Origin of the sequence: Paracoccus spongiarum, assembly GCF_030732095.1 — a bacterium.
GTDB classification, from domain to species: Bacteria; Pseudomonadota; Alphaproteobacteria; order Rhodobacterales; family Rhodobacteraceae; genus Paracoccus; species Paracoccus spongiarum.
The window spans coordinates 1-23,895 of the sequence record NZ_JAVAMQ010000028.1 but is presented as its reverse complement, the minus strand read 5'-3'; the positions used below and the strand labels follow the sequence as shown (position 1 = coordinate 23,895).

Below are 23,895 nucleotides of genomic sequence, written 5' to 3'. Positions count from 1 at the left end.
CGGCGGCGGGGTTGTGACGCGCTATGCCCATCTGTCCGAGATTGCCGAGGATGTTCGGGAAGGCACCCGGGTCAAGGCCGGTGACAGCATCGGTGCCGTTGGCGCGACGGGCCTCGTGAGCGGCCCGAACCTGCACTACGAGGTCCGCGTTGACGGTCGGCCGGTCGATCCGACGGACCGGGAAGCCCTGCCGGAACAAGAGATTGCCTCGTCCGAGGATCTTGATGCGCTGACGACATGGCGCCGCGAGGCCGACACCGCGAACTCGGTCATCATGCCGGTCGAAAGGTGCGGCATGTGGTGGCAATGCAGCATCCACCGCGCCGCCTCGCCCGCGTCCACCGCGACCGTCACCATGCCCATCGGCGGCACATGCACGGTGTCGCGCACCGCGCCTGCGATCCGGTCCATGCCGACACCCACTACCTGGAAGGCGTGGCCGTGCAGGTGCATCGGATGCGCCATCATCGACATGTTGTGGAACATGATCTCGACTCGGTCGCCGGATTTCGCAGTCACCGGCACATGGGACCCCCAAGTCTGGCCGTTGATCGTCCAGACATAGGGCATCATGGTGCCGCCCAGCATCAGCATCGGCTGCGAGGCTGGCGCGCGTTCGGGCAGCGGGGTGACGGCGCGCAGAGCACCCTCCTGCGCCAGATCGCCGCTGAAGGCCGGATGGTCGGCCTCCGACATCTCGGCGATCCTGGTCACCGCCGCGCCCGGCGTGGCAAGGATGACACCCGTCCTTTCCCTGGCACCTTCGCGCAGGGCAAGGATCGGGAAGGCCCCGCCCTCGCCCGGCACATCCAGTTCGATATCCAGCCGCTGGCCCATTGCGACGCCAAAGCGGCTGCCGGGCAAAGGCTGCACCGGCTCGCCGTCCACCGCGACCAGCCGTCCCGGCAGCGCGCCAGTGTCGATCCAAAACACGGTGGCGGCCGCAGCGTTGATGACGCGGACAAGGATGCGCCCACCTTTGTCGACCTGAACCACTTCGGGGTCGTCCAGCGTGCGATCATTGGCAAGATAGGCGTCGAAGTTGTAGTCGTTCAGGTCCATCGCCATGCCATCCATCCCCGGCATCGCCATCATGTCCCCCTGACCCATGGCACCCATGTCCATTCCGGAATGGTCCATGCCGCCCTGCCCCATCTGGCCATGATCCATCCCGGCCATCGACGCGCCGCCGGTGATCTCGGCCAGCACCTCGGCAGGTGGCTTGAACGCGAAGTCGTGCAGGAACAGCGTCACCTCCTGCCGGTCGGCAGCAATGTCCTCGGGCCGACGCACCACCAGAGGTGCTGCAAGCAGCATCATCTCATGCGTCGGGATGTGCGCGTGCATCCAGTGCGTACCCGGTCGCGCGGCGAAATCGTAGGCGCGGTTTTCGCCGGCTTGGAGGACCGGCATCGGCAGGTCGGGCACGCCGTCCTGCGCATTGGGCGGAATCTGCCCGTGCCAGTGAATGATCGTCGGCTCGGCCAGTGTGTTTGTCAGATCGACCGCGAAAGCCTGGCCCGGATCGAGGACAAGGCCGGACCGGCCAGCGCCGTCCAGAAGCCCCCAGACGGTTGCGGCTCTCCCCCGCACGTCGATGGTGCGGGTGGTGGCGGTCAGCGACAAACGACCGGACTGGGCCCGGACCCGCGCGGGAAGCATCAGTGAAGCGGCCGTGGCCGCAGAAGCGGCCAGAAAGCCGCGGCGAGAAAAGGGCGACATGCGAATTCTCCTGTATCGCGTCGTGAATTGGACAAACGGTCCCCGGCGAAGGCCGGAACCGCAGGCTCAGATCACGGCGATCTTGGGAGGCGGCCCCGGGAGCGGATTGGCCAGCGAGGCGGCAAGGATGTCGACGCCAGCCTCCACAACGGAGGACCGCGCGAGAGTTTCCGCAACCCGGTCCGGCGCAGGAAAGGTCGCTGCCGCGAGCAGGCAGTGCTGCTGACAGATCAGCTGCTGCGTCAGGTCCTTCGGGCCGTCAGTCGCGGGCATGTGCGCCAGGTGGCCGGCCATCGCCATCATCTGCGCATGGTCTGCCTGAGCTTGCTGCCGTTCGCCCAGAGCCAATACGGGAAGGATTGCCGCCAGGACGTAGGCGGCGAGGATCAGGACATGCATGCGAAACGTGAGAAGCGCCATATCTGAGACATCTATCAGGATGGCCCGCTTCCGTCACCTGACAGTTTGGTGTCCCTGATCGGCCCCCCGATTTCTAAAGCTGCGGCATCAAAGCCGAGTTTCCGAATTCCCTGCCCCACTATCGCAGAGTTTACTGGAATCCGTCGCGATTGCGCAGAACCTGCGCAAAACGCGGGACAGTGAATCGATGTGGAAACTTCTGTTCGCCATGGCGGCAATCCTTGGCCTGGCATCCTGCGGTGCCGAACCGATCTGGGCACCCGAGGAGGCCGTGGCCGCCGCCCGCTACGAGCATCCCGGCCCGACCTCGGTCACGCTCTTCACGGTCCTCTCGACACGCAGCGGAGCGGGAGCGCATGCGGGCCTGCTCATCAACGGATCGCAGCGCGTGCTGTTCGATCCGGCTGGCACCTGGCGGCATCCCCGGCTGCCCGAGCGCAACGACGTGCACTTCGGGGTCACCCCGAAGATGGTGGATTTTTACATCGACTACCACGCCCGCGAGACATACGACGTGGTTGAACAGACGGTCGAGGTATCGCCCGAGGTTGCGGAACTGATTATGCAGCGGGCAATGGCCTATGGCGCGGTGCCGAAAGCAAACTGCACCATCGCGCTGTCGCGGGTGCTGGAAGGGGTGCCCGGATTTGAAAGCCTGCCGATGACCTGGTTTCCGAAACGGATGATGGAGGGGTTTGCCGAGTTGCCGGGCGTCTCCACACGGACGATCACCGACGACGACGCCGACGAGAACCACGGGGTTCTGCTGGTTCAAGCCGGGGACCCAAGGCTGGAGTAGCATTTCGGTGATCTGTCGCCGGGTTCATCAGACTTTGCTCGCCGATCCCCGCACTTGCAGCTATGTTTCCCGTAAAGTTCCAACGAAAGGCCGACATCATGACACTGTCCCGGCGCAAGGTTCTCGCCGCCGTTCCTTGGCTGGCCGCCATTGCGGCTACCCCAGCACTTGCCGAGGGCGACGAAGCCATCCACGTCGTCAAGGACCCCGGCTGCCCCTGCTGCAACGGGTGGATCGGACATCTGCGCGACAGCGGCTTTCGGGTATCCTTCGAGGAACGCAGCATCGAAGAGCTTGCGGCGTTCAAGCGCGAGCGTGGCATTCCGGAAGACCTCGCGTCCTGCCACACCGCCACCATCGGCGACTATACTGTCGAGGGGCACGTTCCCGCCGCCGACATCCGCCGTCTTTTGGCTGAACGACCCGTCGCCGTCGGTCTCTCCGTGCCTGGCATGCCCTACGGGTCACCCGGCATGGGACCCGAGACCGAGCGCGAAGCCTATGACGTCATCCTTGTCGGGTTGGACGGCAGCAGTAGCGTCTTCACGAGCTACCCTGCAGCCTGATCCCGTTCAGTCGTGCAAGGACTGCCCAGAACCAATGACGCCTTGCGCCATTGGTTCCCGGGTCACCAGGACAGACCGGATTCGGTTGACCTCCAGGCGTTTAGCAGTGCTTCCTTGGGTACCACACCGTCCAACGGTCTGACTGCGGCGTCGAGCCTGCGAGCCGAATGATAGGCCGTCCCCGCCATTACGCCGGGCGCTGCGCCATAGGCGAGCCGGTAACGCGACACAAAACCATCGGTTCCGTCTGCGCTGTCCCACCCATCCGGCAGTACGAACTGCCGCAAGACCGTGCTTGCCGAGGCATACGCGCGCGCGGCGTCGCTGGCCGCGGGTTCGGCGCCAATGACAATGACGACATCGGTCGGCTCGTCGGGCGTACCGAACAGTCCTTCGACCAGCCCCGCCGCATCTCGTGGCAGCGGCAGCAGTTGCACATCAACCCCACCGAGATGTCCGTCCGATGTTTCGTTGGCGGGCCCGTCCCGTTCGTCGGCCGCTAGGAGGAAACCGCGCACCGCTTCTGCCAGACTTGCGTCAACGTCCTCGCCGACGACCAGAGGGCCGACGGTGAATGAATGCGCCGAAGCAATCCCTGTCAAGGCGATCCACAAAGTGGCTGCCACGACGGAATGCCTGATCCGGCCCAAGACCGTCTCAGTGATCGTGAAAGGCCGCTGAAGTCGGAAACCGAAGAGACGCATAAGACGGATACTCATTCGGCGGCCCGCGCGGCGGCCACCACCTCGGCAAGCTGAGCCTTCTCGACAAAGCCTGGAATCAGTTGATCACCCACCACGAATGACGGTGTGCCGTTGAAGCCGAGAGCCTCGGCCAGACGTAGCGACGTGGCGATATGTTCCTCGACTTCGGGCGATTGCATGTCGACCTTGAGCTGCTCGACATCGAGTCCGACCTCGCCCGCGATCCGCAGCACCGACTGCTCGTCCAACTTCGCCCGTGCACCCATCAGCGCATTGTGCAGTTCAGCATACTTGTTCTGCTTCCGTGCAGCCAAAGCGGCCCGCGCCGCGATCGCTGATCCTTCGCTAAGGATTGGCCATTCCCTCAGAACAAGACGGATGTTTCCGTCCTCGGCCAGCAGGGCGTCGATTTCAGGCATCGCGCGTTTGCAATAGGGACAGTTGTAATCGAAGAACTCCACCACCGTCACGTCGCCTTCCGGGTTGCCGAGGACCGGAGCGTTGGGGTCGCGCTCCAGCAGGGCGCGCTCGTCGGCCAGGGTCGCGGCAACGGCGGCAGCTTGGGCCTCTGCCTGGCGCGCCTCCAGCGTCTGGAGAGCCTCGAGCACAAGCTCCGGGTTCTCGCGCAAGGTTTCGGCGACCAGTTCCTTGATCCGATCTTCCGTAATCTCCTGCGCCAGGGTGAGGCCGGGAGCGAAAACGAGCGTGATAGCAAACAGGATTGACGTGACGCGCATGGGAAGAGCCTTGTGTGACGGATGAAGATTTTGAGTTTCAGGCGGTCTGCACCCTCTAGTCCCTGGAGAGGCAAGCGGGAATTGGGAGGTCGGTGGCCTTACTTGCGGCTTCAAGGCGAACCTGCTTCCATCTGGCTGCGTTCAGCCTGTGCGGCACGAATGCGGTCGGGCCAGGTCGACCGGATATAAGCGAGGACGGCCTCGATGTCGTCCTCGGTCAGCTCACCGCCAAACCCGGGCATGCCGGAGGTGAAGTCGACCCCCATATCGTCCAGCACCGCTTGTCCGCCGCGACGGATGTAGTCCCGCAACATCGCATCCCCGTGGTGCCAGGTGTGGCCGGTCTCGTCGTGGGGCGGCGCGGGATAGGTGCCATCCTCCTTCGCCGACTGCCAGTCCGGCTGCCCTTCCAGGTTGGCACCGTGACAGGAGGCGCACTTGGCCGCGTAAATGACTCGCCCGTCTTCGATGTCCGGCGTGTCGTGAAAGAACGCTTGGGCTGGAACCAACGGAAGAACGAGGGTGACTGCGGCCATGACAGCCCCAGGAACGCTTCGGCACAATGCTCTTCTGAGACGGTGCATCATGTCCGGCTCACCGTGGCGGTCGTGCCGTCCGGCGGCAGGATGCGTTCGGACAGCAGGGCCAGGTCCTCCCGTATGCGCGCCCTCTGCGATGTCGGATAGGCGTCCTCAGGCGGCAGGCCGCCATGCTGCGCAAACAGCATGATGTCGCGCGCAATTGGCGCCGCTGCCGTTGACCCGCCGCCGCCGTGTTCCACCACGACCGTGACAGCAAAGCGGGGCGCGTCAAAGGGTGCAAAGGCCACGAACAGCGCGTGATCGCGCCGGTTCCACGGCAGCTCGTCCTGCGAGCGGACGCCTGCCGACCGCTCGGCAGCGGTGATCGAGAAGACCTGGCTCGTTCCCGTCTTGCCGGCCATCGCCAATGTCGGATCGGCGATCCGCGAGGAATAGGCCGTCCCGCGCTCATGGTTTGAGACCTCGAACATGCCCTGTTGCACGATGGCCAGTGCTTCGGCAGAGAGACCAAGCGGTGCGGGAGCAACCATTACCTGGTCCGGCCCGGCAAGCGGCCGCACCAGCCGGGGAAGCATGGCGGTCCCCGATGCCAGTCGTGCAGTCATGGTTGCAAGTTGGATCGGCGAGGTGAGCGTGAAGCCTTGGCCAATCGAGGCATTGATGGTGTCACCGATCAGCCAGTCCTCTGCGTAACGTTCCTGCTTCCAAGCGCGGGACGGGTTGTTGCCATGCGCCATTCCGGACAGCGGCAGATCGTACTTCTGACCCAGTCCAAGCCGGTCATTCATCGCGAAGATGCCATCGATGCCGATACGTTGAGCGACCTCATAAAAATAGACGTCGCAGGACTCTCGCAGGGCGCCGACCATGTTCACCCGGCCATGACCGCCGCGCTTCCAGCAGTGGAACCTTCGGCCGGAGATCTCTACATAGCCATTGCAGGCGACAGTCTCTTCGGGGTCCATCAGCCCGGTTTCCAGCGCGGCCAATGCATTCGACATCTTGATCGTCGATCCTGGCGGATAGGCCCCCTGCACCGTCTTGTCGGCAAGCGGGCGGAACTCACTATCACGGAGCGCGCCGTAGTCGCGGCTGGAAATCCCGCGGACGAAGAGGTTCGGATCGAAGGAGGGCGCAGAGGTGCAGCCAAGCAAATCGCCGTTCGTCACGTCCATCACGATCGCAGCGGCACTTTGCCCTTCCAGCCGGACCCGCATGAAGTTCTGCAGATGGTGGTCGAGGGTGACCTGCATGTCCGGGCCCGGAGTGGCAGGGTCAAGCGCCAGCTCGCGCATCGTGCGGCCGGAGACATTGACCTCAACCCGCTGGGTTCCCGGCAGTCCGCGCAGGGCGCTCTCGTGGCTGCGTTCGACCCCAGTCTTCCCGACTTCAAAATCGGGAAGGCGGAGCAGCGGCTCATTGTCGGCAGCCTCGTTTTCCAGATCGCTGTCGCTAACCGGTCCCACATAGCCGACCTGATGGGCGAAATCCGGCCCAAACGGATAGACGCGGGACAGGACCATCTCGGGGTGAACACCGGGAAGCACGGGAGAGTTCAAGGCCACGATGGAAAGCTCGTCCCAGGTGACCCGGTCCTTTACCGTAATCGGAACGAATGCCCGCACGCGCGCCGTCTGCTCGCGGACCTTGGTCAGTGTCTCCTCGTCTAAACCAAGCAGTAGACGCAGCTTCTCGAGGACATCTTCGACATCCCGTGCTTCCTCCCGCACGAGCGTGATGCGGTAGGCCTGTTCGTTATCCGCAATGATCTTTCCAGCACTGTCAAAGATGCGACCCCTGTCGGGACGTACCAGCCGCAGGCTGATCCGGTTTTCTTCGGCCAGAAGGTAGTACTGTTCAGCATCGCGGACGCCCAGTTGCCACATCCGGAAGCCCAGAACACCGACCACCGAGGACATCGCCCCACCCAGCAGGAGGGACCGCCGGGTCGTCTTCTTTGCCGCGTGCGCGAGATCGCGTTCAGATCGACGCACGGCTTGCCTCCTCTCCCGGCAGTTCGGACAGGGCCTTGGCGCGGATGGTCTTCACGTAGGCCGCAGCGCGCAGACCAAGGACCAGAACCACAAGTCCGACGAACCAGGGCTGAAGCGGGTTCGGCGGTGGCGTCGCCCGATGGAAGCTCAGGAAATGCATGAAGAGGAAGTAGGCGACGTGGGCGACGGTCAGCCACCACATCGGCAGGACGCCCATCTGCAGGAACTTCCAGCCGGACAGCCCCAGACGCCGCATCGCGAAATCGCTCGACGTAGCGGCAAGCAGAACCGCAAGGACGAGGGCCGCGATCCCGATGGCGTTGGCAAGCCCGAAACCATGCTGGAACATGACATAGGCCAGAAGTTCGGGGTGCCATTCGAACCCGAACAGCCGCATCAGATCCCATTCGACCCAACCGACAAGGACTATCGCCGCATGGACGACGGCCAAGAGGCAGCCTTGGATACCCATCTCGCGGCGGAACGGCAGCAGCGGTACCGCCGCGCGCAGGAAGCGTGTCAGCGGCCCCAACCCCATCGACAGCGAGATCAGCACAAGCGAGGCATCCCCGAAGGCGCGGTTCCAGCGGTGCATCGGGCTGAACTGCGCGTGAACCGCCGCAAAGCCCAGCACAAGCCCCGTCGCAAGGAGAGCCAAAAGCACGTGCCGAACCGGCGCCTTCCGGGCCAGCCCGCGCATCAATGATCGCAAACCAGTTGACGCTGTCACTGCGGGCCTCCCGTCAAGTGAGTTTCAACGCCGCCGACAATCTGAAGGTCAGATCGGGACTCGCGAAATGCCTGCCAGGTGCGAAAGGCAGCAAAGCCCATGACGATGGCCCCGGCTGCCGCGAGCCAAGGTCGGACCGGATCGAACCAGGCGAGCAGCGCCGGACCACCGAAGATCAGCATCAGGACCTTGTTGCAGGTCGGACAGGCGATGCCGAGGAAACTCGCAAGACCGCCTGCCCCGGACGTCCCCAGTCTGCATCGGGGAACCCAGAGCGCCACTGTCACTCCAGCCAAGAGTGCCGTCAGGACGGTGGCCCCGAACTCCCACGGGCCAACCGGGGTCATGCGGACAAAGACGGGGTTCGCCCAGACCGCGGTCACCGTCCCGAGAACGGCGAACAGCGCGATGCCGAAAGCGATGCCGCGAATGCCCCGGTGAAGGGTGTCACCGTACCTTGCTTGTTGTGTCGGTCCGTCACTTTGCATCAAATTCAACCTCTGCACGATCCTCGCCAAAGCCAACACTGACCACCCAACGTCCAGCCATTGGCAACTTGAGATTTGCTCGCCAGACCCCGGCCTCGACTAACTGAAGCGGCGGATCAAAGCCGTCCATATGCATCTCCAACATCGCGAAGTTCACGTCCGGCCTCATGGCAGCAGATTCGATGGCATCGGCATCCGGTGTGAACTGGATCTCGAGGCGGACATCCCGGTTTCCGAGCGCATAGACCTGGACGTCGATCCGACCATCCGGAAGGACTTCCGACACTTCGGCCGTCGGCACGTCCCGATCCGCAACGGTGTCTCGCGGATCGAGCGTGCGCACCGTCGCCCAGATGAACGCGGCCACAAGGGCAAAGACGCCCAGAGCAAGCGCCACTGCGAGCACTCTAGTTCTCATTGCCCATCTCCATTTGCGAGTGGTCCATTCCCGCCATCGGGGTCTCCGTGACAGGAGCAGCGGGTTCCGGAATGTCCCCGCTGCCGGCGGGATCGAGCAGGTAGGTCGCGATGGCTTCGCGGTCGGCGTCGGTCAGGTACGAGGTGCCCTCGGCCACGACCTCGGCCATGCTGCCGCCAAAAACATCCCCGTTGGGCAGCAGGCCCGTCTGCAGGGCATAGGCCATATTTGCGACCGTCCAACCGCGTTCGAGGAGATCGGCTGTCAGGATCGACGGTGCCTTGCTGCCGCCGGGAAGGCTGTCATTTCCGGCGAACCGGGCGGAGTCGTCCAAGCCGCCCGCAAGCGTTCGGCCGGTATGACAGGCCGCGCAATGCGCCGCCCCTTCGACCAGCAAACGCCCGCGGTTCCATGGCGATGATGTGCCCATCAGCGCATCCGTCTTCGGCGCGTCGAGGTAGGCGGCGGGCCAGAGCTTCAGGCCCGAGCGGAAATTGAACGGAAACCCGACATCATGCGTCGGGGCAGCATCCGCAACCGGCGGAACGGTGCGGAATGCTTCCCACAGGTCGGCGATCTCTTGATCGGTGAAGCCTGCGTAGAACGAATAGGTGAAGACCGGATAGTAGGGGTCACCCTCCGGAGAGACTCCCTGGCGAACAGCCTTGGCGAAATCCTGAATGGTCCATGCACCGATCCCCGCAGTGGTGTGCGGGGTGATGTTCGGGGGCACGAAAGTGCCAAAGGGTGTGTCGAGCGGGGCACCTCCAGCGAGCGCCAGCCCCTTGGCGGTCGCGTTGGTGTGACAGGACACGCAACCGCTGGCGCGGGCCAAATAGGCGCCGCGTTCCGCATCCCCCGGCGGGAATGCGGCGGGCTCTGGCGCGCCGATGGGCCATAGCGCCAGGACACCGGCCCCGAGGCTCGCCGCCACGGCCGGGAAAATGACGGAAGCGCGGATCAAACCCCGCATGGTCAGTTCCGGCCCGCACGGTACTGCGAATGGCAGGACGAACAGGTGGCGCTGATCCGGGTGAAGAGGTCGTCAGCGGCCAACGTCGTCAGATCGAACGCCAGCGTCGCCGGGTCCGATGTGCCGCGCGCGACCTGGAGCTCTTGGGTTCTTTCGCCGTAGCCCATCAGCTCCGCTACTGTGAAACCCTCCTTGACTTCCGGAGCCGGGGTCATCGTCATTGCCGAATGATCCATCCCGGCCATATCGTCGGCGGGCGGAAGCGCCTTTTCCAGCCCGTTCGGAGCCGCCACGGCGAGAGCGTCGGCGTAGGTCTTCAATTCTCCTGCAAGCGCTGCGAAGTCCTGCCAGTCGGACCAGATCTCCGGCCTGGCATAGGTCACCCCTTCGAGGCTGCCTTCCGGGAACAGCGACAGCATCGTCTCGCCCGCGTGACCAGCGATGACACTCGCACCCTCTGACACGATGAATGTGTCGTAGGGAGCCGTGCCCTGCATCATCGGCGCCAGCTCCGCCACCGTGTCCCGCATCGCCGTCATCCCGTTCATCCGTTCCAGGACGACACCCGTCGCCCCGTTATGTGCCAGCGCCACTGCCGCAACTGCAGAAGCGGCAAGCGCCAAAGCGCCTGTCCATTGTGGTTTCATCTGCCTGACTGCCCTTGGTTTCTTGTTGTTGACCGATCCCGCGTCCCGCCTCCGGCGGGTCGCGCGGCTTGCACAACTGTCTGGTGTCAGGCTGACAGAGATTGAACTGTCGACAGAGCTGCGGAGAGCCTATCGAACCGTCAGACGCACGTCCGGCCTGACTGTCAGATCCGGGTTCGGGGGGGAGGCAGGGTGACGGACGGGCCGCCAAAGCGGCGTTGCGACTGTGTCAGGTCCGGTCGCAGAGTGATCACGATTGACAACGACAGTGCTGTGACCGGCCCATCGGGCAGCACGAAAACAGAACAGGCGAGGCCCGGGTGGCAAGCAGGTGCCGGCGCGGTCTCTTGCCCGGCGTTGCCCGCGATCTCGACCGACGTGCCGGGATGATGATCCTCGACCGGGCCCGCCTCTGCGGTCTGTCCGAGGACCAAGCCAAGCGTCAGCACCACGGACAGAAGCCACATCGACACGAACCGAAACGACCCGCGCGAAAACAGGTTCTTGAGTGGGTTCGGTGAGGTCGACGAAGGTTTCATCTTGCTAGATCAGCTTCACTTGCGTCCCGACCGGCGTCCGGTCGAAAACTTCCTCGATATGTTCGTTGTAGAGCCCGATGCAGCCGTTCGACGAGCGGCGACCGATCTTGCGCGTGTCGTGTGTACCATGGATGCGGTAGTATTGCCACGACAGGTAAAGGGCGCGGGTGCCGAGCGGGTTGGTCGGGTCGCCGCCAGGCACGAAGGCCGGCCATTCCGGGTTCCTTTCCCGCATCGACGGTGTCGGGGCCCAACTCGGGTTCACCCGTTTCTCGACGACCTCGGTATAGCCCCGGCGGGTCAGCTCGTCCGACAGCGGGACCGAGGTCGGGTAGAGGTACATTTGACCGTCGCTCGTCCAGTGCTGGAGGACCTTGGCTGTCGTGTCGGAGATGATGATCCCGACGCCCAGAGCATCGAAGTGATCCTGCCACTCGTGGGTGCGAAAAGCCGAGATGTTGTTACGGACCGGGCCAGGCGTGTCTTCCGACGCGCTGGCGGCGCGACCGGTCACGAAAGGCGCGGCAAGTGCTCCGGCAACAAAAAGCCGTCGAGTGAATCGCATGTTCTGCTCCTTTTTGGGCAAGGTTTGCTTCCTTCCAACGTGGGAAGGTCAAACGGCTTTGCATCGCGGCCGGGTCACAAACAGGTGAATGCGTTGCGTTTTCGCCAATCCTGGAAGGAATTTTGCGCCTCACCTCGATGTGATCAGTCGGCATTTAGGTGACTGGGGCTATGCTTCAGCCATGCGGTTGATGATGGCCCTCCTTTGCAGTTTCCTCCTGCTCGCCACCCTCTTCGGACAGGCGCATTTAGAACGATCGCCGCACGGAGCGCATGCTGACGCACTTCACGCCCAACCCCTGCTACCGGACGCTCTCTGCGGCGAGGGATCAGGACACGGGACATGTCAGCTCGTTTTTCCCGGCGAGCCAGTGCTCGTCACTCTGATGTCGGTGGCCGGATCGTCGCATTTCGAGATCACGCCGGTCATGGGCTCCAGCCGCAGTTTGGCCCCCCACACTCCGCCGCCGCGACACTTCTCCTGAACGAACCCGGTCCTTCTCGTTCCTCTCAGGAGACAGCATGATTTCCCGACGCTTATTCATTGGCGGGGCCGCAATGGCGGCGCTGACCTCGCCCACCATCCTGCGGGCGCATACCGCAGAGCCATTCGTGCTGGCCGACGAATTCCAGCCCCGCGAGGTGCGCGTCCGCGAGCAGCACGCGCCCGGACAGATCCTCGTGTTCCCGCGAAGCTTCTTTCTCTACCATGTCTTCGATACCGAACGTGCGATCCGTTACGGAGTCGGTGTCGGCAAGGCCGGGCTTGCCTTCAGGGGGTCCGCGATCATCGAGCGCAAGGCCGAATGGCCGTCCTGGCGACCGACGAACGACATGATCCGCCGCAATCCTGACCGCTATGCCCAGTTCGCCGACGGCGTCCCCGGCGGGCCGAACAACCCGCTCGGGGCGCGGGCGCTCTACCTCTACCGGGAAGGGCGGGATACCTACTACCGCATCCATGGCACGACCGAGCCATGGTCAATCGGCCAGTCCGTGTCGAACGGTTGCATCCGGATGTTGAACGAGCATGTGATTCAGCTCTACGAACAGGTGCCGGTTGGAACGCCGGTGACCGTGGTGTGACCGTGAAACGCCGCGACCTTCTCGTCTTCGGCGGGATCGTTGCCCTGATCTATGGTCTGCGAGCCCTTCCCTGGGACCGGCTCCCGGGCCGCGGGCCTCGCTATGCCGACATTGCGGATTTGCCGCCATTTCGCCGCCTTGAAGGGGATGGCCAAACGTCCGGAGCAACGCCGGCATTCGTTGGCCTTGATCCGCCGTCAGAAGATGCAGACCAGCGCCGCGCGCGTGCTGACGTTGTGCGTGTCGACCCTTGCCCTGCCCTCTTTGGCACCGACGGTACGCCGGGAGTCGTGCCGATTGCCTATTTCAGCGAGTTCCGCTGCCCCTACTGCCGGGCACTGGAGCAGGACCTCGACACATTACTGACCGAATTTCCCGTTTCCTTCCGGCTGGTCCAGCATGAACTCCCCATCTTCGGACCGCCCTCCGAGCTTGCCGCGCGCGCTTCGGTCGCGGCTGCACGGCAAGGCAAGCAGCAGGAGCTTCGCCGCCGCTTCATGCGAACACCGATCGTAGCCGAGGAGGCCTCAGTTCTGCGCGTGGCGGCCGACGTCGGTCTCGACGTCGACCGGCTGGCCCGCGACATGTCATCCCCGGCAGTGCAGGCAGACCTCGACCGGACGCGGGCACTTGCCGACATTTTCGGATTTGTCGGCACTCCAGGCTTGGTGGTGGGACGGACCGTCCTGAACGGCGCGCTCCCCTATGCGCTGCTGCGCCGGATTGCAGAGGACGAATCATCCATGCCGGATCCGGTCTGCTGAAGCAATGAACACGCCGTCGCACATGCTGATCGGGGCTGCTGTCTTCCCGCGGCCTCTGGTTCCGTCAATACTGGTCGCAGCGCTCGCAGGAGGATTGGCCCCGGACCTGCCGATGTTTGCGATGGTGCTCTGGGCGATCCGGGTTGTTGGCGTGCCAGAACATGAGGTCTTCAGCACGCTTTTCTTCTCGGAGACCTGGCAGTCGGTCTTTGCGATTGACCACAGCTTCTTTATCTGGGGAGGGCTGCTCGGGTTGGCTGTCTGGCGCAGACAGATCATCCTGCGCGCCTTTGCGGGTGCCGGTCTCCTGCATGCCCTTGCGGATTTCCTGACCCATCACGATGACGCCCGCCGCCAATTCTGGCCCGTCTCGGACTGGGTGTTCCGCAGTCCGGTCAGTTATTGGGACGCGCGGTTCTACGGCAATGTTTTCGGATTGTTCGAGGTCGCCTTGGTCGTGACATTGACCGCCATCCTGTGTTGGCGGCTGGCGCGATGGCGGGAGCGTCTGCTGGTCCTTGTCGTCGCCGCACCCGTCCTGCTTCCAGTTCTAATGACAGGCAGCCTGCATGGGCTTCATGGCATGGGATAGGTGCGTCAGCCCTGGTAGCGGCGCAGAAGCTGGGCGTTGATCGCGACGATGATGGTCGAGGCTGACATGAACACAGCACCGATGGCCGGGGTCATCATGAACCCGGTGCCGAAGGTGATCCCCGCCGCCATCGGGATGGCAAAGGCGTTGTATCCGGTGGCCCAGATCAGGTTCTGCACCATCTTGTTGTAGGTGGCCCGCGACAGGCCGAGAATGGCCTCGACATCACGCGGGTCGGAGCGGACGAGTACGACATCGGCTGATTCTACCGCCACATCCGTGCCCGCGCCGATGGCGATGCCAAGATCGGCCTCGACCAGCGCCGGGGCGTCGTTGACACCGTCACCGACCATAGCAACCTTCAGTCCCCGGGCACGCAATTCCTTGACCCGGGCCGCCTTCTGATCGGGCAGGACCTGAGCGAAGTATTCGTCCAGCCCCAGCTCGGTTGCGACCGACCGGGCTACGCCTTCCGCATCACCCGTCATCATGATCGACTGCACACCCCTGGCTTTGAGGCGCGCCACAACATCGCGAGATTCCGACCGCACGATGTCGGCCAACGCGAAGAGTGCTTGCGGCTTGCCGCCCCTCACAAGGACAACAACTGTCTTGCCCGCCTCCTCCAGTGCCGCAAGGCGCGGATCTGTCACAGGGGTGTTCTGCCGACGCAGGTGGCCGGGGCTGACGATGGCCACGTCCTCTCCGTCCACCCGAGCGGTGACGCCGGCGCCAGTAATGCTGTGCAGCCCCTCCGGGGCGGGAAAGTCGATCCCCCTGGCCTTGGCATCGGCCACGATGCCTTGCGCGATCGGGTGCTGCGACTGGCTTTCGACCGAAGCTGCCATGCGCAGCGCCACTGCTGCATCGCCACCGTCGAGCATGACGATATCGCTGACCCCGAACCGCCCCTCGGTCAGTGTACCTGTCTTGTCGAACACCACAGCGTTCAGGTCGCGCGCGCGCTCAAAGGCTGCGCGGTCGCGGATCAGGAGGCCGTTTTTGGCCGCCAGCGACGTCGAGACTGCCACCACCAGCGGCACGGCAAGGCCAAGCGCGTGGGGGCAGGCAATGACCATCACCGTCACCATCCGCTCCAGTGCGAAGGTGACGCTTTCGCCCGCCCAGATCCACCAGACGAACGAACCCAGGCCGACGGTGATGGCCACCCAGGTCAGAACTGTGGCCGCGCGGGTGGCAAGGTCCTGGGTGCGCGACCGGCTGTTCTGCGCGGCCTTTACCATGGCGATGACCTGCGAAAGGTAGGTCGCCTCCCCAGTTGCCTTGACCTCGATGGTGACCGCGCCCTCGCCGTTGACCGCCCCGCCGATAACGGTCTCGCCGGCCGTGCGCGTCACGGGCTTCGACTCGCCCGTCAGCATCGCCTCATTAAACGACGAGACGCCGTCGGTGATCACGCCGTCCACTGGCACCTTCGCGCCCGGGCGGATCACCACCCGGTCGCCGGCGATCAGCGCCGCCACCGCCACCTCCTCGGTGCCGCCATCGGCCGTCACCCGCAGCGCGTTGTCGGGCAAGAGGCGCACCAGTTCCTCCAGCGCCCGCGATGCACCGAGAACCGACCGCATTTCCAGCCAGTGACCCAGCAGCATGATGGTCACCAGCGTGGCCAGTTCCCAATAGAACGGCTCACCACCAGGCAGGCCCAGCGTGACGGCGGCGGAATAGAAGTACGCGGTCGAGATCGCCAGTGCGACCAGCGTCATCATCCCAGGACGGCCCGTCCGGATCTCCGGAAGCGCGCCAGTCAGGAAAGGCCAACCGCCCCAGAAGTAGATGATGGAGGACAGGGCAAGTGCGACCCACTCCTCGGCGGTAAACAGCGGCGTCATCCCCTGCCCCGCAAAGTCGCGCACCATGGGCGAAAGGATCAGAACAGGGATCGTGAGTACCAGCGAGACCCAGAACCTGCGCTGATAGTCGGCGACCATGTCGCCATGCCCGGCATGGTGTCCTGCATGTGCAGTTGCAGGTCTCTCATCAGTGGCTGCCGAAGCGCCCGACTGAACGTCGGCGGGCCCAGAGCCCGCTGCGATCCCATGTCCATGCTGATGATGCTTGTTCCGGTGTGCATCCGACATAGCTGCGCTCCTTTCACGTTGCCAGGGTGGATCAAGTGCCCCTGCCAGTCGGGCGGCGGGATGGCCGGGAGCAAGCCACCCCGCACGCCACTGAAGAGCCTTACAGGCCGCGTGCGGCGAGCCAGGCCTTCATCTCGGCAATCTCGGCTTCCTGAGCCGCGATCACCTCTTCCGCGAGCTTGCGGATTTCAGGGTCGGTTCCATGTTCCAGCTGGATCTGCGCCATGGCGACTGCGGCTTCGTGGTGCGGGATCATGCCTCGCACAAAGTCGACGTCGGCATCACCCGTATAGGGGACCATCATGTCAGCCATCATCTTGTCCATGGCGGCGGCATAGGCCTGTGCAGACGGATTGTCGGCGAGTTCCGGCGGGATCAGCGACGTGTGGCTCATCATGCCCATGTCTCCCATTCCGCCCATTTTGGAATGGTCCATCCCTTCCATGGTCTGGGCTATGGCAAGGCCGCCAACAAGGGCAATGGCTGCTGCGGAGAGCACGACTGTGCGTTTTTTCATTTTCGGGTGTCCTGTAATGTTTTGGATGCTTCAGGCCGGGGCGTAGCCGACCTCGGTCAGGGCCGCGACCAGCCGATCACGCGCAACTGCGGACGTGACTTCGACCTTGTGCGTGCTCGGGTCCGCCTTGACGTCGGCGGCCGGATCCACCGACTGGATCGCCTTCGTCACACTGCGGGCGCAACCGCCGCAGGTCATGTTCTCGATATGGAACTGCATGAGTGCCTCCTTCGGGGTTTTGCCTCATGCACCACCAGATAGGGGTTCCCACGGTTGTAAGGTCAAGCCCACAAAGCCGTGATGACGAATCTCAGGTTGCCCCTTGACCTTACCATTATGGGAAGCCGTATCTCATACGGCGGAGGCATCCCTGAAAGGAATTCCGTGATGAACATGCTCGCAAAGCAATCGTCTCGAATTGATACCGATCTTATGACGATCGACGTCGACGGGATGACCTGCGCGTCCTGCGTCGCACATGTCGAACGGGCACTGAAGGCTGTGCCGGGGGTGACGACAGCATCAGTTAACCTTGCAACCGAGCGAGCCGAGGTTACGGGCGTGGCGCTCGATCGCGCTGCATTGGTGAAGGCCGTCGAAGATGCGGGCTACGATGTGCCAGCAAAGCCCATCGATCTCGCTATCGAAGGCATGACCTGTGCCTCTTGCGTGGCGAGGGTCGAACGGGCGTTGGCATCAGTGCCGGGGGTAGCGTCTGCCACCGTCAATCTGGCTACCGAGCGGGCAACAGTGCGAGGATCGGCCGATGTGGCGGCGCTGACCCGAGCGGTAGCAGACGCGGGATATGACGCCCGCCCCGCAGCCCCAGCTATGGCTGCGCATGATGGCGCGACAGCGAAAAAGGCCGCAGAAGAAGCGTTGCTGAAGCGAGATGTTGTAATCGCTGCCGCCCTTTCGTTACCGGTCTTCGTTCTGGAAATGGGGTCGCACCTGTTCATGTCGGTCCACATGGCCGTAATGAACACGATCGGGATGCAGAACAGTTGGTATTTGCAGTTCGCCCTGACCTCGGCAGTCCTCTTCGGCCCCGGCTTGCGCTTTTTCCGCAAGGGCCTGCCTGCGCTTGCCCGCCTCACCCCCGACATGAACAGCCTGGTCGCCGTCGGCACCTCGGCCGCCTACGGCTATTCGCTGGTCGCCACCTTCGCTCCAGGGCTCCTGCCTGCCGGGACAACATATGTCTACTACGAGGCGGCGGCGGTGATCGTCACGCTGATCCTGCTCGGTCGCTACCTCGAAGCGCGCGCCAAAGGACGCACGTCCGAGGCGATCAAGCGGCTGGTCGGCCTACAGGCCAAGACAGCCCGGGTGATCCGCAGCGGCGGGGTGGTCGAGGTGCCTGTTTCCGAGGTGCGCCCGGGAGATGTCGTCGAGGTCCGTCCCGGTGAGCGGGTGCCAGTCGATGGCGAGGTAATGACTGGCGCAAGCTGGATCGACGAGAGCATGATTTCGGGCGAGCCGCTGCCGGTGGAGAAGACCGCTGGGAATGGGGTAACCGGCGGGACTGTAAACCAGACAGGTGCCTTCACGTTCCGCGCCACCGCGGTGGGCGAGGCGACGATGCTCGCTCAAATCATTCGCATGGTCGAGGCGGCACAGGGCGGCAAGCTGCCGATCCAGGCACTCGTCGACAAGGTCACGATGTGGTTCGTCCCGGTAGTGATGGCGCTTGCAGCACTGACCTTTGCCGTCTGGCTGATCTTCGGCCCCGACCCCGCGCTGACCTTCGGTCTTGTCAATGCCGTAGCCGTGCTGATCATCGCTTGCCCCTGCGCCATGGGCCTCGCCACGCCGACCTCGATCATGGTGGGCACCGGGCGCGGGGCCGACATGGGGGTGCTGTTCCGCAAGGGCGAGGCGCTCCAGTCTCTTCAGGGGGTGAAGGTCGTGGCACTCGACAAGACCGGCACGCTAACCGAGGGCAGGCCGAGCCTCACCGACCTCGATCTTGCACCAGGTTTCGATCGCGCCGCCGTTCTGTCACTCTTGGCAGCCGTCGAAGCGAAGTCCGAGCACCCGATCGCCCGCGCCATCGTAAAGGCCGCAGAAGACGAAGGTTTGTCCCTGCCCGCCGTCACAGCCTTCGACTCCGTTACCGGCTTCGGCGTCACTGCACAGGCGGGCGGGCAGCGGATCGAGATCGGCGCTGATCGCTACATGGCCCGACTGGGGATTGACGTATCGCCCTTTGGGAATACTGCCGCTCGATTGGGAGACGAAGGCAAGTCGCCGCTCTATGCCGCCATCGACGGCAAACTCGCTGCCATCCTTGCTGTCGCGGACCCGATCAAGGAGACCACGCCAACGGCAATCCGCGCCCTGCACACTATGGGGCTGAAAGTAGCGATGATCACTGGCGACAACGCCCGCACCGCAGGCGCCATCGCCCGCCAACTCGGCATCGACGAGATCGTGGCCGAAGTGCTGCCGGACGGCAAGGTCGCCGCAGTCAAGCGACTGAAGGCGTTGGGACAGCTCGCCTATGTCGGCGACGGCATCAATGATGCCCCGGCCCTGGCCGAGGCTGACGTTGGCCTTGCTGTCGGAACGGGGACCGACGTAGCAATCGAGGCGGCGGACGTCGTGCTCATGACCGGTCGCCTGACGGCGGTATCGGACGCCATCGCGCTGTCCAAGGCCGTGATGCGCAACATCCGGCAGAACCTCTTCTGGGCCTTTGCCTATAACGCTGCCTTGATCCCTGTTGCCGCGGGCGTGTTGTGGCCGAGCTTCGGCGTTCTTCTGTCACCGATCTTCGCTGCCGCCGCGATGGCCTTGTCGTCGGTCTTTGTTCTTGGAAACGCCCTCCGGCTGCGGCGGTTCCAGGCCGCAGTTGTGCATTGAAGGAGGCATGATCATGAACATTGGTGAAGCGGCAAAGGCCTCGGGCGTGTCGGCCAAAATGATCCGCTACTACGAATCTATTCGCCTTATTCCCACCGCAGGGCGGACCGGATCAGGCTACCGCGTCTACTCTCCGACTGAAGTGCAGATGCTGCGGTTCATTCGTCGGTCCCGCGACCTTGGCTTTTCGGTCGAGAAGATCGAAGAGCTTCTGGCACTCTGGCGCGACCGGACCCGTCAAAGCGCGGATGTGAAACGCCTTGCGACGGACCAGATCGACGGCCTCGAACGGAAGGTGCGCGAGATGCAGGCCATGATCGACACACTGCGCCACCTAGCCGACGCATGCTGCGGCGATCACCGGCCCGACGGCCCAATCCTGGCTGACCTCGGGCACGGGGTGGAGCATGGATCTGATTGCACGACACAGCAGAGCGGCAAAGCAGTACCGGTGCAGCATTTTCACTCCCGGTAGTCAGTTGACTTCGCGGGGGTTCGGCGCAAAGCTCTCATTGTTTGGTGTTCAAGGGGCGCAGAGTCCTGGAACTCAATCGGGAATGAGGAAGGGCGGACCCAATTGCGGCGCCCGAGGCCTCAGCCGCCCCCGCGACTGTATGCGGTAGCGGTCCTTTATCGTGCCACTGGGCCAATGCCCGGGAAGGCGAAGGACTGTGTTAATCCGCGAGCCAGGAGACCGGCCAAGCGATGGCGCAACCCTAATCCCGTCGGGTGTGACGGGCGGAGAACCTTCATGTCCACCAGAATCCTGTCCGCCACAGCGGAGCAATCGAAGAGCCAGTTCGGACCAATCCTGACCAGCGCGCTTATTGGCGCAGTGCTGATCTTTGCCGCTGGTTTTGCTTCGCCTGACGCATTGCACGCTGCAACGCATGACACACGTCATGCGACCGGTTTTCCCTGCCACTGACGTTTCTGGATAATCGACATGACAAAGACCTTGCTGTCCGGCGGGGTAATCGCGGGTGCCATCGCGGGCCTCGTGGCTGCCGTTTTTCAGTTCTTTCTCATCCAACCCCTGATCGTCGAGGCTGAACGGTATGAGACGGGCGAACTCGTTCTGATCGGGATCGAGAGCAACAAGCCCGACCCTGCACCTAACCCGCTAGAAACGCCCGGCCATGATGCGCAGGGCGCGGAAAATACGGAAAACTTGCTTGTGCGCAATGGCTTGACGGTCCTGACCCTGATCCTCACCTGGGCGGGCTTTGGCCTGCTGGCCGGAGCCGGCCTGACCGCGTTCCGGGCTCTGCCCGGCGGCGGGAGGATCCCGGCCACAGCCCTCGGCCTTTTCGGCTTTGCCGTCCTGTCCCTTGCGCCTGCAATCGACCTTCCGCCCGAACTGCCCGGAATGGAGGCAGCGGAACTGGCGGACCGGCAACTCTGGTGGGTTGCGACTGTCGCGATGACGGCTGCCGGCATTTTCTTTGCTGCGGGGTTGCGGTCTTGGCCCGGGCGGCTCGCGGGCCTTGCCCTGATCCTGGCACCCCACCTTTTCGGAGCGCCCTTGCCACCCGTTTCTGCCCCGGCAGTGCCGCCCGACCTTGCGGCGCTCTATGCGGCGCGCGTGCTAAGCGTGAACCTGATCGGTTGGCTGGTGCTGGCCATTGCACTCTTGCGGCTTTTGCCGGAAGCAGGCGCGAAGGCCGATGCTGATGGTTTGACGGAGCCGGGGTGATAGAAGGCAACCTAGGCTGCGCGTGCACACCACATGCGAAATCTTCCCTGCCCGGTCACTTCTCGGATCAAACCTCGCGCCTGCATCCAGGCCATGTTCCGCTGAACGGCCGCGCGACTGGCGCCGGTGATTGCCTCGGCCATTGGGGCGGAGACAAGGGGCCATTCGGTCAGAACTGCGCGCAAGGCTGGGGGCGTTTTGCCCGAGAGCGTGACCATCTCGGTTTCGGACCGCGCTGACCAAGCCTCGATGTCGTCAAGGTGCCGCATCGCGGTCCGGCTTGCTGTCTCCATCCCGTCGAGCCATCGCACCAGTCGGTCAGCAGCAGTGCCACCGGCGCGCAGCCCGCCTGCCCCGCCCATGGCGAGAGGGGCAAATATCGCTCCCCTGCCCTCTCCGGTCGCAATCCGCGCGGCCGTGACAGCCGCTTCCATCCGGTCTCCGTGCTGCCCGAGACCCGCCAAACTCCAAATGTGAAAGCCCATGCAGGCACGGCTGATCGGGTGCAGGTCGGCAGCTTGCGCCATCAGGTCCAGCCAACCGCCCGCGCGATCCGCAAAGGGCTCCGCCTCATCCGCCAAGTTCTCGGGGTCACGGCGATCCACAAAAGCAGCCAGGTCCACCTCCGGCCCTGGTCCCCCTATCAGGCGCCGAACCGCCCATCCGACCCGCGCCAGCGCGACAGTGTCGTCCTGCACGCCAGACAGGCGCAGGGCGATCCAGAGCGCCAGTCGATCCGGCCCGATACGGTCGCCTGCGAACCAGCTTAGGTCGGCCGCTTCGATCAGGGCGAGCCTGTGGCGCCAGCCTTCCGGCCCCCTCCGCAACCGCTCGTCCAGCCCACCGAGCCGACCTGCGACACGGGCGAGCCGCGCGGCATTGTCCGCCTCGGCTTTGCGCCAGTCGTCGAGGATCGCAGTCTCGCGGGGTTCGGCCCTAGGGCCGGGCGGCAGATCGTCGGGCTCGGCTTCAATCGGACCCGGCAGGAACCACAGATCGGCGATGACCGCCAGCGTCACCCGCGGCCGCGCGCTGCGCTACGCCGGAGGTTCCGCGCGCGGCCTCCTACACCACCACCCGGGACACTGCCCCGAACGGATCATGGCCATCATCCTCGAGGAATGGCGGACAGGAGCACCGCCGGCCTCTTTCCTCGACGCCACCAGCGATGCCGAGTTCTGGGCCCGGACGGCATGCTTCGACGACCTCCGGGCCGTCTTTCTTGCCGCCGGGCGAAAGCTGGCACGTTACCGCCTCGGAACGCGCGGCAGGATCCGGATGGTCCGGCGACTGCTGCAGGATTTGGACGGCGACGAGCAGAGGCGCATTCTGGAGGAACTCTCCGGGCGCTGACGCAGGTTGGTCGGGTCCATCGGGCAACGCGGTGCGGCGCGCGTGTTGCGCCGCTGCGAAAGCATGACGTCCACTCGAAATGGCAGATCGGCCTCGCCAAGCTTCAGGAAAAGACCGTCAACAGCGCTGCTGTCAGAAGCCCACCAGAACTAGATCCAGCGCCGCCATGATCTCGCTGTCATGATCCTCCAGCGTGGTGACGGGAGTACGCAGCAACGCACGTGGAATCGCTGCCAGAAACTGGGTGACCATGACATGCGGCTCCATGCCGATCTCGAAGACAGGATTAAGCTGCTTCGCCGGAGTCGGAGCCTCCGCGACAGGCAGGAGCGGCACCACGATCCGGGTGTTCAGACCATTCAGCACATCGGCCTGCACGTCCAGAACATAGCCCGGCGCCCCACCGGGGCGGGGGTAGACATCGAAGCGGGACATCAGAACTGACGATAGGGGTCGAGGGGCAGGCCCCGCGCCTCGATCCAGGCGTTCGAACTGGTCAAAGCGGCCGCGTTCTCACGCTGCCAGGCCTCGGCCTTTGCAGCGGCAACAGCGCGGCGCAGACCGGCTTCGGCGGCTTGGGACAGATTAACGCCAAAGGACCGGGCCTCGGTCAGCAAAACCGAGTCCAGGGTCAGGTTAGTAGGCTTTCGGGGGGCAGTTTGAGCTTGCATGATTCACCTCGATTGATGCGCATTATACATGCGCATAGCGATGTCAGGCAAGGTTCGGTTTTAGAATGGTCACCAGCGGCGCGGGCGACGGACTGCAAGGCTCCTCGAGGATGTCGAAGCCGCCGAGAAGCGTCGCATTCTGGCGGCCTGCTCGTCAGGTTCAGGTGTATATGGCATAAACCGCAACACGTCCGTCGCGAAACGTTGAACTAACTGACTATCTTGATCGCCGAACCATTACATGCATTCGCGCTGTATCGTTCCTGCGTTCTGTTGCAGATTCGACGTCACGAACAATACGCGGCCCATAAGCTGAGGTCACGTCCGTCAAGGTGGTGTAATTTCGCGGATGGCCTGAGGGCATGATCAGGCGGCTTTGGTTGTTATGCTAGGAATGGGGTCGATC

The 23,895-nt window shown here is 64.0% G+C and carries 29 protein-coding genes, 1 pseudogene and 1 riboswitch; of the genes and pseudogenes, 11 read left to right on the top strand and 19 right to left on the bottom strand.

The features are described 5' to 3' along the window. Positions 1 to 13: 13 nt before the first annotated feature. A pseudogene (locus tag Q5Y72_RS19970) lies at positions 14 to 112 on the top strand (peptidoglycan DD-metalloendopeptidase family protein); the annotation flags it as partial. Between the two features lie 23 nt (positions 113 to 135). Here Q5Y72_RS19970 and Q5Y72_RS18135 read toward each other — a convergent pair. Both Q5Y72_RS18135 and Q5Y72_RS18130 read right to left on the bottom strand, forming a co-directional pair. Continuing rightward, positions 136 to 1,722, bottom strand: coding sequence for a multicopper oxidase family protein (locus tag Q5Y72_RS18135; protein ID WP_305964827.1), 1,587 nt, complete (start codon positions 1,720 to 1,722; stop codon positions 136 to 138). Positions 1,723 to 1,788: 66 nt separating this feature from the next. After that, entirely contained in the window at positions 1,789 to 2,121 is a 333-nt protein-coding gene (locus Q5Y72_RS18130; protein WP_305964826.1) for a hypothetical protein, read from the bottom strand. A gap of 208 nt (positions 2,122 to 2,329) precedes the next feature. Here Q5Y72_RS18130 and Q5Y72_RS18125 point away from each other — a divergent pair, with 208 nt between their 5' ends. Next, positions 2,330 to 2,941 carry a hypothetical protein gene (locus tag Q5Y72_RS18125; RefSeq protein WP_305964825.1) on the top strand — a complete coding sequence of 204 codons (612 nt, stop codon included), beginning with the start codon at positions 2,330 to 2,332 and terminating at the stop codon, positions 2,939 to 2,941. A 98-nt stretch (positions 2,942 to 3,039) separates the two neighbouring features. Then, complete coding sequence (locus tag Q5Y72_RS18120; RefSeq protein ID WP_149143152.1) at positions 3,040 to 3,507, top strand: DUF411 domain-containing protein; 468 nt, start codon at positions 3,040 to 3,042, stop codon at positions 3,505 to 3,507. 62 nt (positions 3,508 to 3,569) lie between these two features. Here the strand turns inward: Q5Y72_RS18120 and Q5Y72_RS18115 are convergent, their stop codons facing one another. From Q5Y72_RS18115 to Q5Y72_RS18065, 11 genes are all read right to left on the bottom strand, one after another. Further along, entirely contained in the window at positions 3,570 to 4,226 is a 657-nt protein-coding gene (locus Q5Y72_RS18115) for a hypothetical protein (RefSeq protein ID WP_305964824.1), read from the bottom strand. Beyond that, a complete protein-coding gene (locus tag Q5Y72_RS18110; RefSeq protein WP_100196062.1) occupies positions 4,223 to 4,948 on the bottom strand; it encodes a DsbA family protein in 726 nt (241 codons plus the stop codon). The genes Q5Y72_RS18115 and Q5Y72_RS18110 overlap by 4 nt, the downstream gene beginning before the upstream one ends. A gap of 110 nt (positions 4,949 to 5,058) precedes the next feature. After that, a complete protein-coding gene (locus Q5Y72_RS18105) occupies positions 5,059 to 5,484 on the bottom strand; it encodes a c-type cytochrome (protein ID WP_305964823.1) in 426 nt (141 codons plus the stop codon). Between the two features lie 47 nt (positions 5,485 to 5,531). Then, positions 5,532 to 7,484: a penicillin-binding protein 2 gene (gene mrdA / locus Q5Y72_RS18100; RefSeq protein WP_305964822.1), complete on the bottom strand. Its 1,953-nt coding sequence runs from the start codon at positions 7,482 to 7,484 to the stop codon at positions 5,532 to 5,534. Further along, positions 7,471 to 8,148, bottom strand: coding sequence for a ferric reductase-like transmembrane domain-containing protein (locus Q5Y72_RS18095; protein WP_305964821.1), 678 nt, complete (start codon positions 8,146 to 8,148; stop codon positions 7,471 to 7,473). The genes mrdA and Q5Y72_RS18095 overlap by 14 nt, the downstream gene beginning before the upstream one ends. A gap of 62 nt (positions 8,149 to 8,210) precedes the next feature. Further along, entirely contained in the window at positions 8,211 to 8,702 is a 492-nt protein-coding gene (locus tag Q5Y72_RS18090; RefSeq protein ID WP_305964820.1) for a hypothetical protein, read from the bottom strand. Then, the gene (locus tag Q5Y72_RS18085) at positions 8,692 to 9,099 is read right to left on the bottom strand and encodes a FixH family protein (protein ID WP_305964819.1); all 408 of its coding nucleotides are present in this window, start codon (positions 9,097 to 9,099) and stop codon (positions 8,692 to 8,694) included. Before Q5Y72_RS18085 ends, Q5Y72_RS18090 begins: the two co-directional genes overlap by 11 nt. A gap of 10 nt (positions 9,100 to 9,109) precedes the next feature. After that, entirely contained in the window at positions 9,110 to 10,093 is a 984-nt protein-coding gene (locus tag Q5Y72_RS18080; protein ID WP_305964818.1) for a c-type cytochrome, read from the bottom strand. Between the two features lie 2 nt (positions 10,094 to 10,095). After that, the gene (locus Q5Y72_RS18075; protein WP_305964817.1) at positions 10,096 to 10,716 is read right to left on the bottom strand and encodes a c-type cytochrome; all 621 of its coding nucleotides are present in this window, start codon (positions 10,714 to 10,716) and stop codon (positions 10,096 to 10,098) included. A 188-nt stretch (positions 10,717 to 10,904) separates the two neighbouring features. Then, positions 10,905 to 11,279, bottom strand: coding sequence for a hypothetical protein (locus tag Q5Y72_RS18070; protein ID WP_235933393.1), 375 nt, complete (start codon positions 11,277 to 11,279; stop codon positions 10,905 to 10,907). A gap of 4 nt (positions 11,280 to 11,283) precedes the next feature. Next, positions 11,284 to 11,844 carry a L,D-transpeptidase gene (locus tag Q5Y72_RS18065; RefSeq protein WP_028030802.1) on the bottom strand — a complete coding sequence of 187 codons (561 nt, stop codon included), beginning with the start codon at positions 11,842 to 11,844 and terminating at the stop codon, positions 11,284 to 11,286. Between the two features lie 521 nt (positions 11,845 to 12,365). Here Q5Y72_RS18065 and Q5Y72_RS18060 point away from each other — a divergent pair. Genes Q5Y72_RS18060 through Q5Y72_RS18050 form a run of 3 tightly spaced genes read left to right on the top strand, consistent with a single transcriptional unit; the run spans position 12,366 to position 14,285 of the window. After that, the gene (locus Q5Y72_RS18060) at positions 12,366 to 12,929 is read left to right on the top strand and encodes a L,D-transpeptidase (RefSeq protein ID WP_370206773.1); all 564 of its coding nucleotides are present in this window, start codon (positions 12,366 to 12,368) and stop codon (positions 12,927 to 12,929) included. A gap of 2 nt (positions 12,930 to 12,931) precedes the next feature. Then, positions 12,932 to 13,693, top strand: a complete 762-nt coding sequence (locus Q5Y72_RS18055; RefSeq protein ID WP_305964815.1) for a DsbA family protein — start codon at positions 12,932 to 12,934, stop codon at positions 13,691 to 13,693. Between the two features lie 4 nt (positions 13,694 to 13,697). Further along, positions 13,698 to 14,285 carry a cobalamin biosynthesis protein CobQ gene (locus Q5Y72_RS18050; RefSeq protein ID WP_305964814.1) on the top strand — a complete coding sequence of 196 codons (588 nt, stop codon included), beginning with the start codon at positions 13,698 to 13,700 and terminating at the stop codon, positions 14,283 to 14,285. Positions 14,286 to 14,290: 5 nt separating this feature from the next. Here the strand turns inward: Q5Y72_RS18050 and Q5Y72_RS18045 are convergent, their stop codons facing one another. From Q5Y72_RS18045 to Q5Y72_RS18035, 3 genes are all read right to left on the bottom strand, one after another. After that, positions 14,291 to 16,237, bottom strand: a complete 1,947-nt coding sequence (locus Q5Y72_RS18045; protein WP_305964813.1) for a copper-translocating P-type ATPase — start codon at positions 16,235 to 16,237, stop codon at positions 14,291 to 14,293. A gap of 250 nt (positions 16,238 to 16,487) precedes the next feature. Continuing rightward, complete coding sequence (gene copM / locus Q5Y72_RS18040) at positions 16,488 to 16,904, bottom strand: CopM family metallochaperone (RefSeq protein WP_370206778.1); 417 nt, start codon at positions 16,902 to 16,904, stop codon at positions 16,488 to 16,490. Between the two features lie 30 nt (positions 16,905 to 16,934). Then, complete coding sequence (locus Q5Y72_RS18035; RefSeq protein WP_112312896.1) at positions 16,935 to 17,123, bottom strand: heavy-metal-associated domain-containing protein; 189 nt, start codon at positions 17,121 to 17,123, stop codon at positions 16,935 to 16,937. Between the two features lie 174 nt (positions 17,124 to 17,297). On the opposite strand from Q5Y72_RS18035, the gene Q5Y72_RS18030 reads away from it, so the two are divergent. From Q5Y72_RS18030 to Q5Y72_RS18015, 4 genes are all read left to right on the top strand, one after another. Then, positions 17,298 to 19,769: a heavy metal translocating P-type ATPase gene (locus Q5Y72_RS18030; protein WP_371930865.1), complete on the top strand. Its 2,472-nt coding sequence runs from the start codon at positions 17,298 to 17,300 to the stop codon at positions 19,767 to 19,769. A 7-nt stretch (positions 19,770 to 19,776) separates the two neighbouring features. Then, positions 19,777 to 20,244 (top strand): Cu(I)-responsive transcriptional regulator, encoded by a 468-nt coding sequence (gene cueR, locus Q5Y72_RS18025; protein ID WP_443147232.1) that lies wholly within the window; start codon positions 19,777 to 19,779, stop codon positions 20,242 to 20,244. Positions 20,245 to 20,269: 25 nt separating this feature from the next. Continuing rightward, a riboswitch (cobalamin riboswitch) is annotated at positions 20,270 to 20,486 on the top strand. A 34-nt stretch (positions 20,487 to 20,520) separates the two neighbouring features. Next, on the top strand, positions 20,521 to 20,697 hold the full coding sequence (locus tag Q5Y72_RS18020; RefSeq protein WP_084450957.1) for a CbtB domain-containing protein: 177 nt from the start codon (positions 20,521 to 20,523) through the stop codon (positions 20,695 to 20,697). Positions 20,698 to 20,715: 18 nt separating this feature from the next. Continuing rightward, positions 20,716 to 21,465, top strand: coding sequence for a CbtA family protein (locus Q5Y72_RS18015; protein WP_305964811.1), 750 nt, complete (start codon positions 20,716 to 20,718; stop codon positions 21,463 to 21,465). An 11-nt stretch (positions 21,466 to 21,476) separates the two neighbouring features. Here Q5Y72_RS18015 and Q5Y72_RS18010 read toward each other — a convergent pair whose 3' ends face one another. Next, the gene (locus tag Q5Y72_RS18010; RefSeq protein WP_305964810.1) at positions 21,477 to 22,484 is read right to left on the bottom strand and encodes a hypothetical protein; all 1,008 of its coding nucleotides are present in this window, start codon (positions 22,482 to 22,484) and stop codon (positions 21,477 to 21,479) included. Between Q5Y72_RS18010 and Q5Y72_RS18005 the strand changes: the two genes are divergently transcribed. Further along, positions 22,468 to 22,818, top strand: coding sequence for a hypothetical protein (locus Q5Y72_RS18005; RefSeq protein ID WP_305964809.1), 351 nt, complete (start codon positions 22,468 to 22,470; stop codon positions 22,816 to 22,818). The two genes, Q5Y72_RS18010 and Q5Y72_RS18005, sit on opposite strands and share 17 nt — an antisense overlap. A gap of 132 nt (positions 22,819 to 22,950) precedes the next feature. Here Q5Y72_RS18005 and Q5Y72_RS18000 read toward each other — a convergent pair whose 3' ends face one another. Together Q5Y72_RS18000 and Q5Y72_RS17995 are read right to left on the bottom strand one after the other, a co-directional pair. Continuing rightward, positions 22,951 to 23,253 (bottom strand): CcdB family protein, encoded by a 303-nt coding sequence (locus Q5Y72_RS18000; RefSeq protein WP_305964808.1) that lies wholly within the window; start codon positions 23,251 to 23,253, stop codon positions 22,951 to 22,953. Further along, the gene (locus Q5Y72_RS17995; RefSeq protein ID WP_305964807.1) at positions 23,253 to 23,489 is read right to left on the bottom strand and encodes a type II toxin-antitoxin system CcdA family antitoxin; all 237 of its coding nucleotides are present in this window, start codon (positions 23,487 to 23,489) and stop codon (positions 23,253 to 23,255) included. The genes Q5Y72_RS18000 and Q5Y72_RS17995 overlap by 1 nt, the downstream gene beginning before the upstream one ends. Positions 23,490 to 23,895: the final 406 nt, after the last annotated feature.